Below are 17663 nucleotides of genomic sequence, written 5' to 3'. Positions count from 1 at the left end.
CGGGTTAGGCGGCGGTGAGGCGTCAGGCGAGCGCGTCGGAGCCAATCGCGTGCACGCCGGGCATCGCCTGCACGGCCGCGTCGATCATGCTGCGTGCGATGCGGTCGGCCGGATTGATCCGCCACCGGCGCGGCAGCAGCGGATGCAGCACGCGCAGCGCGACGGTCGCCGCGCGTTCGCCGGCGCGGTATTCCTCGCGTTCGCCGCCGATCAGCCCGGGCCGCACGACCGTCAGCGACGCGAAGCCGAGCGTGGCGAGGTCGCGTTCCACTTCGCCCTTCACGCGGCTGTAGAAAATGCGCGAGGTCGCGTCGGCGCCCATGGCGGAATTCAGCACGAAGGTGGATGCGCCGTGTTCCCGCGCATGTCGCGCGACGGCGAGCGGGTAATCGTGGTCGACGCGACGGAACGCCTCCTGCGAGCCCGCCACGCGGATCGTCGTGCCGAGCGCGCAGACGACCGCATCGACGTTCCACCACGGCGCATCCGCGGGCAGCGCATCGAAATCGACGACCGGCGCGAGCAACTTCGGGTGGTCGGCCATGGCGCGGCGCACGGGCGCGATCACGCGCTCGATGGCGGGATGGGCGAGCGCGATCTGCAAGGCATGGCGGCCGACCAGGCCGGTGGCGCCGACGATCATGAGCTTCATGTGCGGCCTCGTCCGTGCGGGTGCGGCGAGTGTAACCAGCCCGCGATGCTGGTCGCATGTTCCCATTCGTCATCCCCGCGTCAGGCTCGCCGAAGGACGCAATGCACACGGGCGTCGATCCAGCCTGCGGGGGATCACCGGTTCGCCACTGCGCTAAAGTGCGGCCGATCAGGACGAAACGAGCCACGCAATGCGCATCCGAAGCTCGCTCACCGTGGAAGCCGCGCATGGCACCTTCGGCAGCCGTCGGTGGATGGACCTGCTGGCGGCGATCGGCACCGAAGCCTCCATCGCGGCGGCGGCGCGCAGCGTCGGGCTGACCTACAAGGCCGCGTGGGACGCCGTGGACGCGATGAACAACCTCGCCGACGCGCCCCTGGTCGAACGCGTCGTCGGCGGCAAGGGCGGCGGCGGCACGCGGCTTACGCCCGACGGCGAGCGCCTGGTCGCCACGTGGCGCGAAGTCGAGACGCAGAACGCGCGTTTCGTCGAACTGCTCAACGAACGTATCGCGCACGCCGGGCGCGAGCTGGACATCATCGGACGCTTCGCCATGCTCACCAGCGCACGCAACCATCTCGCCGGCCGCATCGTGCGCATCGCGGCCGGCGCGGTGAACGACGAGGTGGAACTCGAACTTACCGGCGGTGGGCGCATCGTCGCCATCGTCACGCACGAATCCACGCAGCACATGGGGCTGGCCGTCGGCACGCAGGCGATCGCGCTGGTGAAGGCCTCCAGCGTCATCGTCGGCACGGACCTGGAAGGCGTGCGCCTGTCCACGCGCAACCAGCTGCCCGGCACCGTCGTGCGCATCGCGCGCGGCGCGGTGAACACCGAAGTCGTGATCGAAGTGGAAGGCGGCAACGCCATCGCCGCCATCGTCACGAACGCCTCCGCCGAACGCCTGCAGCTCGTGGAAGGCGTGCCCGCCACGGCGCTGTTCAAGGCCTCCAGCGTGATCCTCGCCGTCAGTCCGTGACGGCGGGCTGCAGGCGTCCGCCTTCCATGCGCAGGACGCGATCGGCGAGGTAATCCAGCTCGCCGTGCGCGTGCGTGACGTACAGCATCGGCAGGCGCGTCTCGTCCTTGATGCGCTTGAGGAACGGCAGGATCTGCCGTTTCAGTCGATCGTCGAGCGAGGACAGCGGTTCGTCGAGCAGCAACAGTTGCGGCGAATAGAGCAGGGCGCGTCCGAGCGCGACACGCTGGCGCTCGCCGCCGGAGAGCAGCGTCGGGCGACGATCCAGCAGTGGGGTGATCTCCAGCAGTTCGGCGACGCCGGCCAGATCGAAGCGGCGCGTCGCGGCGGGAATGCGCGCGTGGCCGAACAACAGGTTCTGCCGCACCGTGAGATGCGGGAACAGCTGGCCGTCCTGGAACACCAGGCCGACGTGGCGATCCCACGCGGGCACGAAGCGGCGCGCATCGGTTTCGACCAGCACGCGTTCGGCCAGGCGCACGCGGCCGCGCGAAGGCGACAGCAAGCCGGCGAGCAGCGCCAGCAACGTGCTCTTGCCCGAGCCCGACGGGCCGTACACGCCGGTCACGCCGTCGCCGACGTCCGCCTTCGCATCGAGCGCGAAATCGCCGCGCGCCAGGTGCAGGTCAAAGCTCAGCATGCGGCCCCCGATCGAGGTAGCCGAGCCGGCGCTCGGCGCGCAGGCCGATCCAGCGGCTGACCAGCAGCGCGATCACCGCGAGCGCGATCGACAGCAGCGACAGCCGCAGCGCGGCGGCCTCGCCGTCGGGCACGTGCGTGAGGCTGTAGATCGCCAGCGGCAGCGTGCGCGTTTCGCCGGGGATGTTGCCGACGAAGGCCATCGTCGCGCCGAACTCGCCCAGGCTACGCGAGAAACACAGGATGCAGCCGGCGACCAGGCCGGGCACCGACAGCGGCAGGGTCACGCTGAAGAACGTGTCCCACGGTTTCGCGCCGAGCGTCGCCGCGGCCTTTTCCAGGCGCGGATCGATCAGGCGGATCGCCAGGCGGATCGGCTGCACCATCAGCGGAAACGCCATCACGGCCGACGCGATCACCGCGCCTTTCCAGGTGAACGCCACGACCACGCCGAAGGTATCGAGCAACCATCGGCCCAGCGGCCCCTGCGTGCCCAGCAGCAACAGCAGCAGGTAGCCGGGCACGACCGGCGGCAGCACCATCGGCAACTGCACGAGCGTGTCGATCCACACCTTGCCGGGGAATTCGCGGCGCTCCAGCAGCCAGCTCAGGGCGATGCCGAACGGCAGGCACGCCGCGGTCGCGCACAACGCGACTTTCGCCGACAGCGCCAGCGCGTTCCATTCCTCGGGCGACAGCCACATCGTCATGGGCGCGTGCTCAACGCGTGCCGACGGTGAAACCGTAGCGGGCGAAGATCGTCGCGGCGGTCTTCGAGGTCTTCAGGTACTGCAGGAACGCGGCGGTTTCCGGACGCGCCCCGCGCACGGCGGCGACGGGATACACGATGGGTTTGTGCGTGTCGGCGGGGAAGGTCGCGAGCACCTCGACCTTGCGGCTGATCTTCGCGTCAGTCGCGTAGACGATGCCGAGCGGGCATTCGCCGCGTTCGACGAACGCCAGCGCGGTGCGTACGTCGTCGGTGCCGACGACGCGGCCCTGCAGCGCATACCACCAGCCCAGCTTCTGCAGCGCCTCGCGCGCGTAGATGCCGACCGGGACGACGCCGGGGTCGCCGGTGCAGAGCTTGCCATCGAACGCGCCGGCGAGGTCGAAACCGCGTTGCACGCGCACCGGGATGCGCCGGCCCGCCGGCACGATCAACACCAGCGAATTGCCGGCGAGGTTCGCGCGCGTGCCGGGCTGGAGCTTGCCGCGCTTGTCGAGGTAATCCATCCACGTGAGATCGGCGGCGGCGAACACATCGGCGGGCGCGCCGGCTTCGATCTGCTTGGCCAGCGCGGACGATGCGGCGAACGCGAGGCTCGGTTTCGCGTGCCCGGCCTTCTCCCATTCGACGGCGATGTCGTTGAGCGCATTGGTCAGGCTGGCGGCGGCGAAGACGCGGACCGGCTGCCCGGCGGAGGCGGGGGCGGCGAGCGCGAATGCGAGCACGCACAGCGCGGCGCGGCGGATCCAGACGGGCATGGGGGCTCCGGAGGGCGGCGGGATATAGGGCGCTATATAGCGCATCTTCCGTCGCGACGCCCGCCTTTCCGGCGTCCACGCTTGCCCCCCGTAGCCGGGCTTTTGTAGCCCGGGTAAGCGCCGCGCACCCGGGTTAGTGACCCGGGCTACCGAGCGCGGCGCCTAGAACGGATCGCGCGACCAGCTCTCGTGCGCGATGGCCTCCACGTGGCCCCAGTCCAGGTCGTTCGACAGCACGCTGGAATACCAGCCCAGCCGCAGGTGCGGCTCCACTTCGTCCCAGTCCAGGTGCGCGAGATGGGCGCGGGCGGTGCGCCCCAGGTCCTCGAGGAACGAGCGCTGGCTATCGGTCACGGACAACTCGTACATGACGCACTCCCGGTTCGACGGGGATCTTGCACGCTACGCCCTTTTTGTGACGACATGGCTGAACGCAGGTGACGGCGCAGCCTTGCCCGCGTTGGAACGTTCGCGACGTGCGCCGACGCGATCGCCGGCGCACGTGCGTCATCGCATCAGCTGCGGATCCACGCGAGCAGGTCGGGATTGATCGTGTCGGCGTGCGTGGTGCACATGCCGTGCGGCAGGCCGGGATACACCTTCAGCGTCGCGTTGCGCAGCAGCTTGGCCGACAGTCGCGCGGAGTCGTCGATCGGCACGATCTGGTCGTCGTCGCCATGCATCACCAGCGTCGGCACCTCGATACTCTTGAGGTCTTCGGTGAAGTCGGTTTCGGAGAACGCCGCGATGCAGTCGTACTGCGGCTTCGCGCCGCCCATCATGCCCTGGCGCCACCAGTTGTGGCGCACCGCTTCCGACAGCTTGGCGCCGTCGCGGTTGTAGCCGTAGAACGGCACCGGGAAATCCCAGTAATACCCGGCGCGATCGGCGAACACGTGCGCGCGGATGTCGTCGAACACCGACTTGTCCAGACCGCCTGGATTGCTCGCCGACTTCACCATCACCGGCGGCACCGCGCCGATCAGCACCAGCTTCGCCACGCGGCCCTTGCCGTGTTGGGCGACATAACGCGTGGCTTCGCCGCCGCCGGTGGAATGCCCGATGTGGATCGCATCGCGCAGGTCCAGTTCCTGGACGAGCGCCGCGACGTCGGCGGCGTAGGTGTCCATCTCGTTGCCGGTTGCCGTCTGCGTCGAACGCCCGTGGCCGCGGCGATCGTGCGCGATCACGCGATAGCCCTGCGCGAGGAAGAACTGCATCTGCGTGTCCCAGTCGTCGCCGCACAGCGGCCAGCCGTGATGGAAGACGATGGGCTGTCCGGTGCCCCAGTCCTTGTAGAAGATCTTCGTGCCGTCCTGCGTGGTGATGGTGCTCATTGCGGTGGTCCTCGGTTGGGGGAGGGTCGGGAGCGTCGAGCGGAGCGCGATGGGCGATGGCGGCAGCGGCGCGGCGGATCGCCGCGAAAGACGTCGCGGCCGTGAAGGCGCGGTCTGGCGAACGGAAGGGCGGGCTGCGTCTTCCTCCGCGTTCTGTAACGGGCGGGAAGGTCGAGTGTGGCACAGCACCGCAGCGCCCGGATGACAGGTCGTCGGGTTTGCGTGACGGGCGGCGTGCGGGTGCGATTAGACTGCGCGACCCGTGCCATTGGAGTGCGCCACATGCTCCACCACCTCTCCATCGGTGTCCGCGATCTCGCGTTGTCCGGACGCTTCTACGACGCGGCGCTCGGCGCGCTCGGTTATCGACGCGTGTTCGAGGACGACACCGCGATCGGCTACGGCCTCCACGATGGCGAAGACCTGCTGTGCCTGAAGCTGCGCAACGATGCGACGCCGCCGGGGCCGGGATTCCGCATCGCGTTCTGCGCGCCGTCGCGCGACGCGGTGCATGCGTTCCATGCATCGGCGCTGCAGGTCGGCGGCGAGGACAACGGCGCGCCCGGCCTGCGTCCGGACTATGGGGATCACTACTACGCCGCGTTCCTGGTCGATCCCGACGGGCACCGGATCGAAGCGACGATCAACGCGCCGGTCGCGGCGTGAACAGACAAACGCCCCGGCGAGCCGGGGCGTTCGTTGGATGCGACGCGAGGCGGGCGATCAGGTGCCCGTGAGCAGCGTCAGGTTGTAGTTCTGCAGGATCGGAAGCAGCGGCTGGTAGAAGCTGCGCGTGCGGTTGTTGGGCGTCTTGCCCTTGCAGCTGCCGCTGCCGCCCGACAGCACGCCCTGCGCCTGGCCCGGGCCGGTGATGAACGAGCCGCCCGAGTCGCCGCCTTCCGAGCACGCGGTGGTGCGCGTGAGGTTGAGGATCGTCTCGCCCGTGCTGTAGCTCACCGTCTGGTTCTTCGCTTCGATCGTGCCGCAGCGCCAGCCGGACGTGCGGCCCGAGCGGCAGATCGCCGCGCCGACCGCCGCTTCGGTGCTGCCGCGAACGGTCACGTCGCCGTTGCCGTAGCCGTCGACGACCGGTGCGAGCGTGTGGCCGGCATCGACCTTCACCCACGCGAAGTCGTTGCCTGTCTGGCCGGCGTTCGGGAAGCTCGACGCGACGAACGAACCGATCTTCGGCCCGAGCGTCCACTGCGACGGTTCGAAATAGACCACTTCGCCGGCGTCGCCGCAGTGGCCGGCGGTGACGTAGCCGCCTTGCGTGACGGGGAAGCCGATCGAGCACGCATAGAGGTAGCCGTCGCCCGGATTGCGCAGGTAGCCCAGGCCGCCTTCGAGCGCGACGCGCAGGCTCGGCTGTTCTTCCGCGGTTTCGATGCGCACGGCGCGCGCATCGGCGCCGCTGGCCGCGACGAAATCGATGCCGGCCTGCTCATGGCCCTTGCCGACGCTCACCACCAGGCTGTTGCTCGGCAAATCGACGTACCAGCCGTACACGCCGGCGGGCGCCTTGCCGGCGCGCGCGAGCACGCCGTCCAGCTGGCCCTTGGCGCTTTCCAGCGAGGCCAGGCTGTGGCGCGCGTTGCGGATTTCGACATCGGCCAGGCCCTTCGCCGGACGCAGCGAGGTCGTCGCCACCACCAGGTGGAACTGCCCATTGGCCTTGCGCTCGATCCAGCTTCCCGCGAAATCGCGGCCCTGCGCCTTCGCCAGCTGTTTCTCCTGCACGTTCGCCAGTCGCTCGACCTTCAGGTACTGCGCGAGCTGGCTGGCGTCAAGGTTGAGATCGCGCTGCATCGCCGCGCGCACGGAGGACTGGAGTTCGTCGGACGGGCCGGCGGCGTACGCCGTCATCGCGGCGAACAGCGGAAGTGGCGAAAGAAGAATCAGGCCGCGCTTGGCCCAGGAAGCAAACTTGCGCATCGGCATTACCCCGGAAGATGAAGGTCGGAATGCGGGACCTGTGTCGAGGGTTGCGGCGGATCCATTGTCGCAACGGGCGAAGCTGGCCCGGCCGGCGGATCGTGCTCGCGCGTTTGCAAGGAAAATGTGAAGTCGTCGGCGCTCTTCGACGAACGGCGCGATGCGTGTCGTTTTGTGTGATTGTCTTTGCCGTTCGGCCGGTGTTTTGTCGGAGCGAAGTTAAGAAGAACGCGTGCGGGAAGCTGCATTCACTTGCGCCGGTGCGATGGCCGAGCCCGCTTGTGAAGGTGCGTCGGAATGCACGCGATTAGGATGCGAGCAATGCCCCGAAGAGGTGAGCCATGACGCGTGCCGCCGTGCTGTCGCTGGTGTTGGGCTCCCTCGTGCTGCTGTCGGCCATGCCGGCCGACGCCGCGATTCCCGCGTTCAACGCGACGTGTCCCGGCGGACGCAGCGTGCACGCCGACGAAGGCGGGCCGGTGTTCGTCGACGGGCGCGCGATGCAGCTCAAGCGGTTCAACGACGATTATTACGAAGCGCGCGACGGGCAGAGCGGCGCGACGGTGTCGATCTCGCGCAGCCCGGACGGCGGCGTGCAGCTTTCCTGGACGGGGAAGGGCGGGGCGAACGGCGTGTGCACGCTCGGCGATGCGGCTGTCGCTGCGCCGGCGCAGGCCGCGCCGCGCGAGCTTCCGCGCGAAGTCACCTGCGAATCGCGCGACCACCGCCAGACCGAATGCGACATGGACACGCGCGGCGACGTGCGGATGGTGCGGCAACTCAGCGATACGCGTTGCGAGCAGGGCCGCAACTGGGGCCTCAACCGCCACTCGATCTGGGTGTCGGACGGCTGCCGCGCGGTGTTCCGCAACGTCGGCAATGCGAAGGCGCCCGCCGCACCGGCCGGCGACACGCTGCTGGGCGCGTGCAACGCGCGTGCCGGAAAGCAGGGCGCGCTGGTCACGCTCGTGCCGGTCAACGATGAGGTCACCGAATTGATCGTCGATTACGACGACGGACGCTACCTGTGCATGGTGCGTAACGACGGGCGGGTGGAATCGCTGGGGCCGATCCGCAAGCGTTAGACCGCCTCGTCCGCCATAATCGCCGGATGGATTACCAGCTGATCATCAAGTTCTGGCGAAAATCGCTCGCCGACGAAACCTTCCTTGCCACGATCGAGGCCGAACTGAAGCAGGCGCTCGGCGACAAGGTGGAACTGGAGGGTTACGACGTCCACCGCGACGAGATCAACCTGTTCATGCTCACCGCCGATCCGCGCCAGTCGTTCCGCAAGGCGCGCGACGTGCTGGAGCGCATGGGCGTGGTGCAGGGCGTGTCCAGCGCGTACCGGCTCGTCGGCGGCGCGAAGTTCACCTCGCTGTGGCCGCTGCGCACCACGCGCAAGTTCACGCTGCCCTAGCGGCATGACGCGCCACGCTACGGCCATGAGGCCCGATAGCCGTCATGCGGAAGGCAAGGCGCACTGCTCGCGCTGCGATGCGGTGTGCTGCCGCCTCACCGTCGTGCTGCAGCCCGAAGACCGCATCCCGGCGCACCTGACGGCGCGCACCGACGCCAACCTGCTGGTGATGGCGCACGACGAGGACGGCTGGTGCGTCGCGCTCGACGGCGCGCGCATGAACTGCGGCATCTACGAGAGCCGGCCCGAGGTGTGCCGGCGTTTCGTGATGGGCGGACCGTACTGCCATGCCGTCCGCGAGGAATACGCGGACGACCAGCGCCGCCTGATCGAGGTCGCGCTGCTCAGCTGACCGCCGGCAGGTGCTCCAGCAGCTTGTCGAGCGTGATGGGGTACTTGCGCACGCGAAAACCCGTCGCGTTGTGGATCGCGTTCGCCACCGCCGCGCCGACGCCGCAGATGCCCAGTTCGCCCACGCCCTTGGCCTTCATCGGCGAGGACATCGGATCGGTCTCGTCGAGGAAGATCACTTCCTGGTGCGGGATGTCGGCGTGCACCGGCACCTCGTAGCTCGCCAGGTCGTGGTTGACGAAGAAGCCCATGCGCTGGTCGATCGCCAGCTCCTCCATCAGCGCCGCGCCCACGCCCATCGTCATCGCACCGATCACCTGGCTGCGCGCGGACTTGGGGTTGAGGATGCGACCGGCCGCGCACACCGCGAGCATGCGGCGCACGCGCACCTCGCCCGTGTCGGCGTGCACGGCGACTTCGCAAAAATGCGCGCCGAAGGTGGACTGCTGGTACTTCTTGTCCAGGTCGCCGTATTCGATGGTGTCCTCTGCGACGATCTCGCCGTCCTTCGCGGCGTCCGTCAGCGCGACGCGGCGTGCGCCGGACTGCACGCGGCCATCGACGAACTCCGCGGTCGACGCGTCGAAGCCCAGTTTCTGCGCGACCGCTTCGCGCAGTTTCGTGCACGCCGCGAACACGCCGGCGGTGGCGTTGTTGCCGCCCCATTGGCCGCCCGAGCCGCACGAGACGGGGAAGCTGGAATCGCCCAGCTTCACCACCACGTTGTCCAGCGGCACGCCCATCATTTCCGCGGCGGTCTGCGCGATGATCGTGTACGAACCCGTGCCGATGTCGGTCATGTCGGTTTCGACGGTGACGATGCCGCGGCCATCGAGCCGTGCGCGCGCCGCCGACTTCATCAGCAGGTTGTTGCGGAACGCGCTGGCCATGCCCATGCCGACCAGCCAGCGTCCGTCGCGCACGCTGCCGGGCCGGGCGACGCGCTTGTTCCAGCCGAAGCGTTCGGCGCCGGTGCGCAGGCATTGGACGAACTGGCGCTTGGAGAACGGGCGCGACGGGTTTTCCGGATCGACCTGCGTGTCGTTGAGGATGCGGAACTCCACCGGATCGATGCCGAGCTTCTCCGCCATCTCGTCCATCGCGACTTCCAGCACCATCATGCCGGGCGCCTCGCCGGGCGCGCGCATGGCGTTGCCTTCGGGCAGGTCGAGCGTCGCCAGGCGCATGCGCGTCATGCGGTTCTCGCCGGCGTAGAGCAGGCGCGTCTGCTGCACGGCGACTTCCAGCCCGCCGCCGGGCAGGTCGCCGTTCCAGCTTTCGTGGCCGATCGCGGTGAGCTTGCCGTCCTTCGTCGCGCCCAGGCGCACGCGCTGGATCGTCGCCGGACGGTGCGTGGTGTTGTTGATCATCAGCGGCCGTTGCAGCGCGACTTTCACCGGACGCTTCGCCGCACGCGCGCCGAGCGCGGCCATCAGCGCGTCGGCGCGCAGGAAGAGCTTTCCGCCGAAGCCGCCGCCGATGTAGGGCGACACCAGGCGCACGTTCTCCTTCGGGATGCCGAGCGTCTTGGCGAGGTCGCCGACGCCCCAGTTGATCATCTGGTTCGCCGTCCACACCGTGAGCTTGTCGCCCTCCCACGCGGCGATGGACGCATGCGGCTCCATCATCGCGTGCGATTCGTCGGGCGTGGTGTAGGTCGCGTCGAACTGCACCGGCGCGTTGGCGAACGCCGTATCGAAATCGCCGGCGCCGCTGTCGGGCTTCTCGCCCTTCGGTGCGATCGCGCCGGGCTTGGCTTTTTCCAGGTCGTACGCGCCCTGGGTGCGTTCGTAATCGACGCGGATCGTCTGCGCGGCGGCGCGCGCCTGCTCGAAGGTTTCGGCGACGACGATCGCGATGGCCTGGTGGTAGTGCTGGATCTCCGGCCCGCCGAGGAGCTTGGCCGTATTGAACCGGCCCAGCCCGAGCGTGCCGGCGTTCTTCGCCGACACCACGGCGAGCACGCCGGGCGCCTTGCGCGCGGCGCTGTCGTCCAGGTGCGTGATGCGGCCCTTGGCGATGCCGGCGCCGACCACGTAACCGTAGGCCTGGTTCGGCACGACGTCGTGGCGCTCGTAGGCGTAGGGCGCGGTGCCGGTGGTTTTCAGCGGGCCATCGATGCGGTCGGTGGCGCGGCCGACGACCTTGCCCTGGTCGATCGGATTGGTGGTCGCGGGCGTGTCGAACTTCATGCGGTCCTCCCGGCCTCGACCAGCACGGCGGCGATGGCGCGTTCGGCCAGCGGCTTCTTGAACGCGTTGTCGTGCGTGGTGCGCGCGCCCTCCAGCAGCGCGGACGCGACGGCGCGCGCGCCTTGCGGCATCGCGGCGTCCGCGGCCTCGACGCGCCACGGCTTGTGCGCGACACCGCCCATGGCGACGCGCCCGGTGCCATCGCGCTGGATGATCGCCGCAACGGAGACCAGCGCGAACGCGTACGACGCGCGATCGCGCACCTTGCGATAGATCTGCGTGCCGCCAGCGGGTTTGGGGAGCGTCACGGCGGTGATCATCTCGCCGGGCTTCAAGGTGTGCTCGATGTGCGGCGTGTCGCCGGGCAGGCGATGCAGCTCGGCGATGGGGATCGCGCGCGTCTGGCCCTGCGGGTCGACGGTCTCGACCACCGCGTCGAGCACGCGCATGGCCACGGCCATGTCGCTGGGATGCGTGGCGATGCATGCATCGCTCACGCCGACAATGGCGTTGTGCCGCGAGAATCCGCCCAGCGCCGAACACCCGCTGCCCGGCAGGCGTTTGTTGCACGCCTGGTCGGTGTCGTAGAAGTACGGGCAGCGCGTGCGCTGCAGCAGGTTGCCGGCGGTGGTCGCGCGGTTGCGCAGCTGGCCCGACGCGCCCGACAGCAGCGCGCGCGACAGCACGGGGTAATCGCGACGCACCGTGCGGTCCGCGGCGAGGTCGGTGTTGCGCACCAGCGCGCCGATGCGCAGGCCGCCGCCGTCGGCCCTGGTGATCTCGTCGAGCCCGACGCCGTTCACGTCGACCAGGTGCGTCGGCGTTTCGATGTCCAGCTTCATCAGGTCGAGCAGGTTGGTGCCGCCGGCGATGAATTTCGCGCCGGGCTGCCGCGCGACCGCCGCCGCGGCTTCGGCCGGCGTGCGCGCGCGTTCGTAGGCGAAGGCCTTCATGCGAGGCCTCCGGCCACGTCGTCGATGGCATCCAGGATGTTGGAGTACGCGCCGCAACGGCAGAGGTTGCCGCTCATGCGCTCGCGGACTTCCTCGGCGCTGAGCTTCGAGCGCGCGGTGAGGTCGGCCGTCACGTGGCTCGGGATGCCGGCCTTCACCTCGTCCAGCATCGCCACCGCCGAGCAGATCTGCCCCGGCGTGCAGTAGCCGCACTGGTAGCCGTCGTGCTTCACGAACGCGGCCTGCATCGGATGCAGCTGCTGCGGCGTGCCGAGGCCTTCGATGGTGGTGATGTGCGCGCCTTCGTTCATCACCGCCAATGTCAGGCACGAATTGATGCGCCGCCCATCGACGATGACCGTGCACGCGCCGCACTGGCCGTGGTCGCAGCCCTTCTTGGTGCCGGTGAGGCGCAGGTGCTCGCGCAGCGCGTCGAGCAGGGTGGTGCGCGTATCGACTTCGAGCGAACGCGGCTTGCCGTTCACTTCGAACGTCACCTTGGACATGACCACCGGTCGGGCCTCGGTCGGAGCGGTCGCCTCGTTCGCCCATGTGGCGACCGCGGGCAGGGCGCCGGCCGCCGCCGAGACGGTGCCGGCGATGAGCACGTTGCGCCGGCTCACGCGCGTGTCGAGCGGGCCGCCGTCGGCGGGCGCGCGTGCATGGGGCGAAGGATCCTTGTCCATTGGCTGCGTTTCCCCGAAGAGGACTGGCTGATGGGCATTGCGGGCGGTGGTGCGGTGACGCTTGCAACCGGGCCTGACCGTGGGTGGTATCACGCCGGCCGGTAGGGTTGCGTGATCGGCGCGGCGTCGCGTTCGAACGCGTGGAGTCGGCAAAGCGGTGCGGCGCGGCGGCGAACCTGACTTCCGGCGCTACCTCGGCCGCGGCGTCTGTCGCACGATACGGCATCGGGCGAGATGGCGCCCATCCGGGGAAACCACATGCGCAAGACCGTTCCAACCCTGTGCGCCGTCGCCAGCGCGCTGCTGCTGTCCATCGCGATGCCCGCCATGGCGCAGGACCTCGCCATCGTCGGCGCCCGCGTGTTTCCCGCGCCGGACGCCGCGCCCATCGACGACGCGACGGTGCTGATCCGCGACGGCCGCATCACCGCCGTCGGTCCGCGCAAGCGCGTCGACGTGCCGCGCGGGACGCAGGTCGTCGACGGACGCGGAACGAGCGTGACGGCCGGCTTCTGGAACAGCCACGTCCACCTGATCGCGCCGCCGTTCCATCAACCGGGCGACCAGCCCGCGGCCGTGTTGAGCGATGCGCTGCGCGAGCGCTTCACGCAGTGGGGCTTCACCACGCTGTTCGACATCGCCTCGCTGCCCGGCGACGTGCGCGCCCTGCGCGGCCGCATCGAGCGCGGCGATGTCGTCGGCCCGCAGTTGCTGACCGTCGACATGCCGTTCTATCCCGAACACGGCACGCCGATCTACGTGCGCGAGCTGTGGGAGAAGACCAAGGCGCCCAGCGCCGAGATCGCCAGCGCGGAGCAGGGGCGTTCGCGCGCCGCGTCGCAGATACAGGCGGGCGCCGACGGCGTGAAGCTGTTCACCGGCGCCATCGTCGGCGGGCCGCGCGGCGTGTTGCCGATGTCCGCCGACATCGCGCGTGCGATCGTCGAGGAAGCCCACGCGCACGGAAAGCCCGCCTTCGCCCATCCGACGGACCAGGCCGGCCTGGACGTCGCCATCGACAGCGGCGTGGACGTGCTCGCGCACACCGCGCCGGACGCGGGCGAGTGGTCGCCGGCGTTCGTCGCGCGGCTGAAGGCCGACGACATGGCGCTGGTGCCCACGCTGACGCTGTTCGATTCCGAACTGCGCCGCGAGAACGTGCCGGAGGAGGTCCTGCAGCGCTTCGTTGGCGCCGCGACGCAGCAGGTGCGGGCGATGGCGCAGGGCGGCGGGCAGATCCTGTTCGGCACCGACGCCGGCTACATCGAGGTCTACGACACGCACCTCGAATACAGGTTGATGAGTGCGGCCGGGATGGACTGGCGCCAGATCCTGACGAGCCTGACCACGGCGCCGGCGCAGCGTTTCGGGCAGGGCGCGCAGCGCGGGCGCATCGCGCAAGGCTACGCGGGCGACCTCGTGCTGCTGCGCGGCGATCCGCGCAAGAGCAACGAAGCCTTCGCCGACGTTCGCATGACCGTGCGCGACGGGCGCGTCATTCACGATGCGGACGCTGCAACGACATCGTCGAAGGACAAGTAGTCGAACGCACCCCGCGCGACGGATGCATCGCCGGCTGCGCGCGGCGGCGCATCCGTTTCGCCATTCACGCTTGTCGTTGACCGAAAGCGCGCACGGAATGCGTCCTATCGAAGTGGACTGAAAGTCCGCGTCACGCGGCCCCGTTCCGCCGCGCCGTCGAGGCAGAGGGTGACGGATCTCCCCCACGACAACGTGACACGCAAAATTGCCATCGTCGGACGCCTCGGCGTGTATCCGATGATGCGATTGTCGCTGCCCGGCCGGCGACTGCTCGCGTACCTGGCATTGCAGCGGCAGCCCGTCGCGCGTGCGCTGGCGTCGGCGCACCTGTGGCCGAATGCGGGCGAGGAGGCCGGTCGCGCCAACCTGCGCCGCGCGCTCTGGCACGTGCCGCGTGGCTGGATCCGTGCACTCGGCGATGAGCTCGCCCTGGACGCGCAATGCGATCTGGAACATGCCCATCGCGTCGCCGCACAGGCGCTGGCAGGCGAGGCGCTCACGCTGGACGACATCGCGCTGCTCTCGGGCGACCTGCTGCCCGGCTGGCACGAGGAATGGGTGCTCGCGCATTACGACGCGTTCCGCATCCTGCGCGTGCAGGCGCTGGAGGCGGCGTGCCGCACGCTGACCGCGCTGGGCCAGCACGATCTGGCGACGCAGGCCGGCGCCGCGGCGCTCGCTGCCGAACCGCTGCGCGAATCGGCCGCCGAAGCGCTGATCGACGCGCACCTCGCGCAGCGAAACCGCTACCAGGCCGTGCAGTGTTTCCGGCTGCTCGCGCAGCGGCTGGACGATGAACTGGGCGTCGAACCCGATCCCGCGCTCGCGCGGCGCGTCGGCGAGCTCGCGCACGCCCGCACGCACGCTCACTGAATCCGGCAATCGCAGTGCCCAGCTCGCGCGTGGACGCGTTGCGGACGCAACGGCGACGCAGCGCGACCGATACGCCGACGCCGCGTTGATGCGCGTACGACGCAGCGCGCACGGCCTAGCAACGCACACAGGTACGTCGCTGGACGGGCGCCGTGGTGGACTGCCCGCGTGCAAGCCACCGCCGCGGAGCCGTGTCATGACGATGATCCAGGAAGCGCTCGACCGGGAATGGAACGCGCAGTCCGAGCAGAATCCCTTCGCCGAGGCGATGGCCGAGGCGATGCCCGAAGCGGAATCGCCGCCCGCCGAGCGCATGGCGCCCGGCGACGAGAGCGCCTCGCCGTTCGCCGAAGCCATCGGCGAGGCGATGCCGCAATCCGAATCCGATCGCCTGCTCGCGCAGGCCTTCGCCGAACTGCGCGACGAGGCGTTCGATGAGGCCGTCGCGTTCCTGACCGAGGAAACCGAACAGACCGTCGCCGACCGCTTCACCGACGAGTCGCCGTCGTCCGCCGCCGAGCGCGAACGCTACGCCGACGCGCAGCTCTCGCCGGTGCGCTTCGAAGCCGGGCAGTACCTGGAGTCGCTGGAGCAGGCGCTCGCGGGGCAGGACCTCGAATCGATGGGTGAGGAGCAATTGTCCGAAGCGCTCGATCGCCTGGACCCGCAGACCGGGGAAATGACGCCGGCCGGCGAGGAGTTCGTCAGCGCCATCGTGCGCAAGGCGAAGAAGGTGGTGAAGTTCGTCGCCAACACCGCCAAGACGGTGGGCAAGGTGGCGGGCACGTTGCTGGGCCCCGTGCTGCAGCGCCTGAAGGCGCTCATCAACCCGCTGCTCAAGCGCGTGCTGTCGATGGCGATCGGCCGGCTTCCCGCCGCGCTGCAACCGGCCGCGCGCACGCTGGCGGCGAAGATCACTTCCGAAGCGTTCGATTCGGAAGGCACGTACGAAGCGTCCTCGCCGACGAATCTCGTCGACGTCGAATCGCTGGCCGAATCCTTCGACGCCGCACTCGCCGAAGCGATCACGGGCGAGGCGACCGGCGGTTACAGCGGCGAGTACGAGGAGCCGGAGTACGAGTCCGAGTCCGGCGAGGACGGCCGCGCGCTCGAACACCTCGCGCAGGCGCGCGGGGTGCTGATCGACCGCATCCGCTCGGCCGACGACAACGAAGACCTCGCACCCGCCGTCGAACAGTTCGCGCCCGTGCTGCTGGGCGCATTGCGCGTGGGCATCAACCTGGTGGGGCGCTCGAAAGTGGTGCGCTTCCTGGCCGGCTACCTCGGCAAGCTCATCTCGCGCTGGGTCGGCCCGCAACTGTCGGGTCCGCTGTCGAACGCGATCGTCGACACCGGCATGCGCCTGGTCGCGCTGGAAGCCGAGGACGGCACGCGCGAATCGCGCGCGGACGAGGCCGCGCCGGTCGCGCTCGCGAGCGTCGTCGAGGACACGGTGCGGCGCCTCGCCGAGCAGGAGGACTACGTGTTCGAGAACGAGGACCTGCTGCAGCTCGCTGCATCGGATGCGTTCGGCGAGGCGGTGGCGACGCACTTCCCGCAGAACCTCGTGCGCCCGCCGTTGCGGCAGGCGCCTTCGGTCGGCGGCACGTTCGTCGCGCGGCGGCCGCGCAGCGTGCGCACGTACCGCAAGTACAACCGCACGCCGGAGGTTGAAATCACCGCGCAGATCGCCGACGCGCTGCCGACCTTCGGCGGCTCGACGGTCGGCGCCGTGCTGCGTGCGGCGGGCGCGACGTTCCCGTTCCGCGCGCGCATGCACATCTACCAGTCGGCGGCCGGCACGACCTTCCCGCGCATGATCCGCACCGATCGCGGCAACGGCGCGCGCGGCGCAGCGGCTTCCTGGCGCGTGCATCCGCTCACGCCGGAAGCGGCCGGCCTGCTGCTGCGCGAGCCGAAGCTGGGCGTCGCCACCGCGCCGGCGTTCCTGCGTTCACGTCATCGCATCGCCGTGGGACAGCGCTTCTACCTGCTCGAACCGGTCAACGCCGCGGGCGCGCTGGCGATGCCGCCCGCAGCCACGCGCGCCGCGGCGTCGCGACTCGCGCCCAGCCGCGCGTGGATCGTCGTGAACCTGCGTCGCGCGCGCATCACCGTAGGTTTCTATCTGTCCGAAGCGGACACGCAGACCGTCGCCGACGGCATTCGCCAGGGACGCGGGCCGGTGCTGCTGCAGGCGCTCACGCGTGCGTATCGGGCGATGCAGCAGCGAACCGCGAGCGCGCCGGCCGGGCACGTGCGCATCGTGCAGGAAGACAGCGAGGATCATGAGGACGAAGCGGCGAAGGCGCGCGTGTCGATGCCCCCGGCCGTCGCCGCGGTGCTGCGGCGCCGGATCGATGCGTGGGTGCTGCCGGCGCTGGCGACGTGGGCACGCGCCAACGGCGAGGCGTTCGCGCGCGCCGCGGGGCATCCCGATGCGGGCGTCACGGTACGCGTGAGGCTGGGCGCAGTGCCGGGCATGGACCTGCTCGCACAGGCCGGGCAGGGCGCGGCGAGGGCGACGCCGGCGGCCATCGAGAACGCGCTGCGCGGCACGCCGACCGTCGCGATCACCGTTACCCCGGGGCGTGGCCGCAAATGAGCGCC

Annotated in this window: 18 protein-coding genes; 8 read left to right on the top strand and 10 right to left on the bottom strand. The window is 69.8% G+C overall.

Annotated elements, in window-relative coordinates; genetic code table 11:
- Window positions 1-22 precede the first annotated feature (22 nt).
- Window positions 23-652 (bottom strand): NAD(P)H-binding protein, encoded by a 630-nt coding sequence (locus LA521A_RS09880; RefSeq protein WP_281778745.1) that lies wholly within the window; start codon window positions 650-652, stop codon window positions 23-25.
- Window positions 653-842: 190 nt separating this feature from the next.
- Between LA521A_RS09880 and LA521A_RS09875 the strand changes: the two genes are divergently transcribed.
- Window positions 843-1634 carry a molybdenum-dependent transcriptional regulator ModE gene (locus LA521A_RS09875; RefSeq protein WP_281778744.1) on the top strand — a complete coding sequence of 264 codons (792 nt, stop codon included), beginning with the start codon at window positions 843-845 and terminating at the stop codon, window positions 1632-1634.
- Here the strand turns inward: LA521A_RS09875 and LA521A_RS09870 are convergent.
- The 5 genes from LA521A_RS09870 to LA521A_RS09850 all read right to left on the bottom strand — a co-directional run bounded on the left by LA521A_RS09870 (window position 1624) and on the right by LA521A_RS09850 (window position 5098).
- On the bottom strand, window positions 1624-2274 hold the full coding sequence (locus LA521A_RS09870) for an ATP-binding cassette domain-containing protein (RefSeq protein ID WP_281778743.1): 651 nt from the start codon (window positions 2272-2274) through the stop codon (window positions 1624-1626). The genes LA521A_RS09875 and LA521A_RS09870 overlap by 11 nt on opposite strands.
- Entirely contained in the window at window positions 2261-2977 is a 717-nt protein-coding gene (gene modB, locus LA521A_RS09865) for a molybdate ABC transporter permease subunit (protein ID WP_425494593.1), read from the bottom strand. Before modB ends, LA521A_RS09870 begins: the two co-directional genes overlap by 14 nt.
- A 16-nt stretch (window positions 2978-2993) precedes the next feature.
- Window positions 2994-3761, bottom strand: a complete 768-nt coding sequence (gene modA / locus LA521A_RS09860; protein WP_281778741.1) for a molybdate ABC transporter substrate-binding protein — start codon at window positions 3759-3761, stop codon at window positions 2994-2996.
- Between the two features lie 162 nt (window positions 3762-3923).
- Entirely contained in the window at window positions 3924-4130 is a 207-nt protein-coding gene (locus tag LA521A_RS09855; protein ID WP_281778740.1) for a hypothetical protein, read from the bottom strand.
- Between the two features lie 146 nt (window positions 4131-4276).
- Window positions 4277-5098 carry an alpha/beta fold hydrolase gene (locus LA521A_RS09850; RefSeq protein WP_281778739.1) on the bottom strand — a complete coding sequence of 274 codons (822 nt, stop codon included), beginning with the start codon at window positions 5096-5098 and terminating at the stop codon, window positions 4277-4279.
- 282 nt (window positions 5099-5380) lie between these two features.
- Here LA521A_RS09850 and LA521A_RS09845 point away from each other — a divergent pair, with 282 nt between their 5' ends.
- On the top strand, window positions 5381-5764 hold the full coding sequence (locus LA521A_RS09845; RefSeq protein WP_281778738.1) for a VOC family protein: 384 nt from the start codon (window positions 5381-5383) through the stop codon (window positions 5762-5764).
- A gap of 57 nt (window positions 5765-5821) precedes the next feature.
- Here LA521A_RS09845 and LA521A_RS09840 read toward each other — a convergent pair whose 3' ends face one another.
- Window positions 5822-7033, bottom strand: a complete 1212-nt coding sequence (locus LA521A_RS09840) for a S1 family peptidase (RefSeq protein ID WP_281778737.1) — start codon at window positions 7031-7033, stop codon at window positions 5822-5824.
- A gap of 341 nt (window positions 7034-7374) precedes the next feature.
- On the opposite strand from LA521A_RS09840, the gene LA521A_RS09835 reads away from it, so the two are divergent.
- The 3 genes from LA521A_RS09835 to LA521A_RS09825 are packed head-to-tail and all read left to right on the top strand — an operon-like array spanning window position 7375 to window position 8808.
- Entirely contained in the window at window positions 7375-8118 is a 744-nt protein-coding gene (locus tag LA521A_RS09835) for a DUF3011 domain-containing protein (protein ID WP_281778736.1), read from the top strand.
- A gap of 26 nt (window positions 8119-8144) precedes the next feature.
- On the top strand, window positions 8145-8456 hold the full coding sequence (locus LA521A_RS09830; RefSeq protein ID WP_281778735.1) for a hypothetical protein: 312 nt from the start codon (window positions 8145-8147) through the stop codon (window positions 8454-8456).
- A gap of 25 nt (window positions 8457-8481) precedes the next feature.
- Window positions 8482-8808, top strand: a complete 327-nt coding sequence (locus LA521A_RS09825) for a YkgJ family cysteine cluster protein (RefSeq protein WP_281778734.1) — start codon at window positions 8482-8484, stop codon at window positions 8806-8808.
- Here the strand turns inward: LA521A_RS09825 and paoC are convergent.
- From paoC to paoA, 3 genes are read right to left on the bottom strand one after another with little or no spacing between them, the layout of a single operon-like run.
- A complete protein-coding gene (paoC, locus tag LA521A_RS09820) occupies window positions 8801-10999 on the bottom strand; it encodes an aldehyde oxidoreductase molybdenum-binding subunit PaoC (RefSeq protein ID WP_281778733.1) in 2199 nt (732 codons plus the stop codon). The two genes, LA521A_RS09825 and paoC, sit on opposite strands and share 8 nt — an antisense overlap.
- Window positions 10996-11952, bottom strand: coding sequence for an FAD binding domain-containing protein (locus LA521A_RS09815; protein WP_281778732.1), 957 nt, complete (start codon window positions 11950-11952; stop codon window positions 10996-10998). The genes paoC and LA521A_RS09815 overlap by 4 nt, the downstream gene beginning before the upstream one ends.
- A complete protein-coding gene (paoA, locus tag LA521A_RS09810) occupies window positions 11949-12638 on the bottom strand; it encodes an aldehyde dehydrogenase iron-sulfur subunit PaoA (protein ID WP_281778731.1) in 690 nt (229 codons plus the stop codon). The genes LA521A_RS09815 and paoA overlap by 4 nt, the downstream gene beginning before the upstream one ends.
- A 258-nt stretch (window positions 12639-12896) precedes the next feature.
- Here paoA and LA521A_RS09805 point away from each other — a divergent pair, with 258 nt between their 5' ends.
- The 3 genes from LA521A_RS09805 to LA521A_RS09795 all read left to right on the top strand — a co-directional run bounded on the left by LA521A_RS09805 (window position 12897) and on the right by LA521A_RS09795 (window position 17658).
- Window positions 12897-14180 (top strand): amidohydrolase family protein, encoded by a 1284-nt coding sequence (locus tag LA521A_RS09805; protein WP_281778730.1) that lies wholly within the window; start codon window positions 12897-12899, stop codon window positions 14178-14180.
- A 192-nt stretch (window positions 14181-14372) separates the two neighbouring features.
- Window positions 14373-15053, top strand: coding sequence for an AfsR/SARP family transcriptional regulator (locus LA521A_RS09800; RefSeq protein WP_281778729.1), 681 nt, complete (start codon window positions 14373-14375; stop codon window positions 15051-15053).
- A gap of 196 nt (window positions 15054-15249) precedes the next feature.
- Window positions 15250-17658 (top strand): hypothetical protein, encoded by a 2409-nt coding sequence (locus tag LA521A_RS09795; protein WP_281778728.1) that lies wholly within the window; start codon window positions 15250-15252, stop codon window positions 17656-17658.
- Window positions 17659-17663: the final 5 nt, after the last annotated feature.

It is taken from the genome of Lysobacter auxotrophicus (assembly GCF_027924565.1).
GTDB lineage: Bacteria > Pseudomonadota > Gammaproteobacteria > Xanthomonadales > Xanthomonadaceae > Lysobacter_J > Lysobacter_J auxotrophicus.
This window is presented reverse-complemented; position numbering and strand designations above follow the sequence as displayed.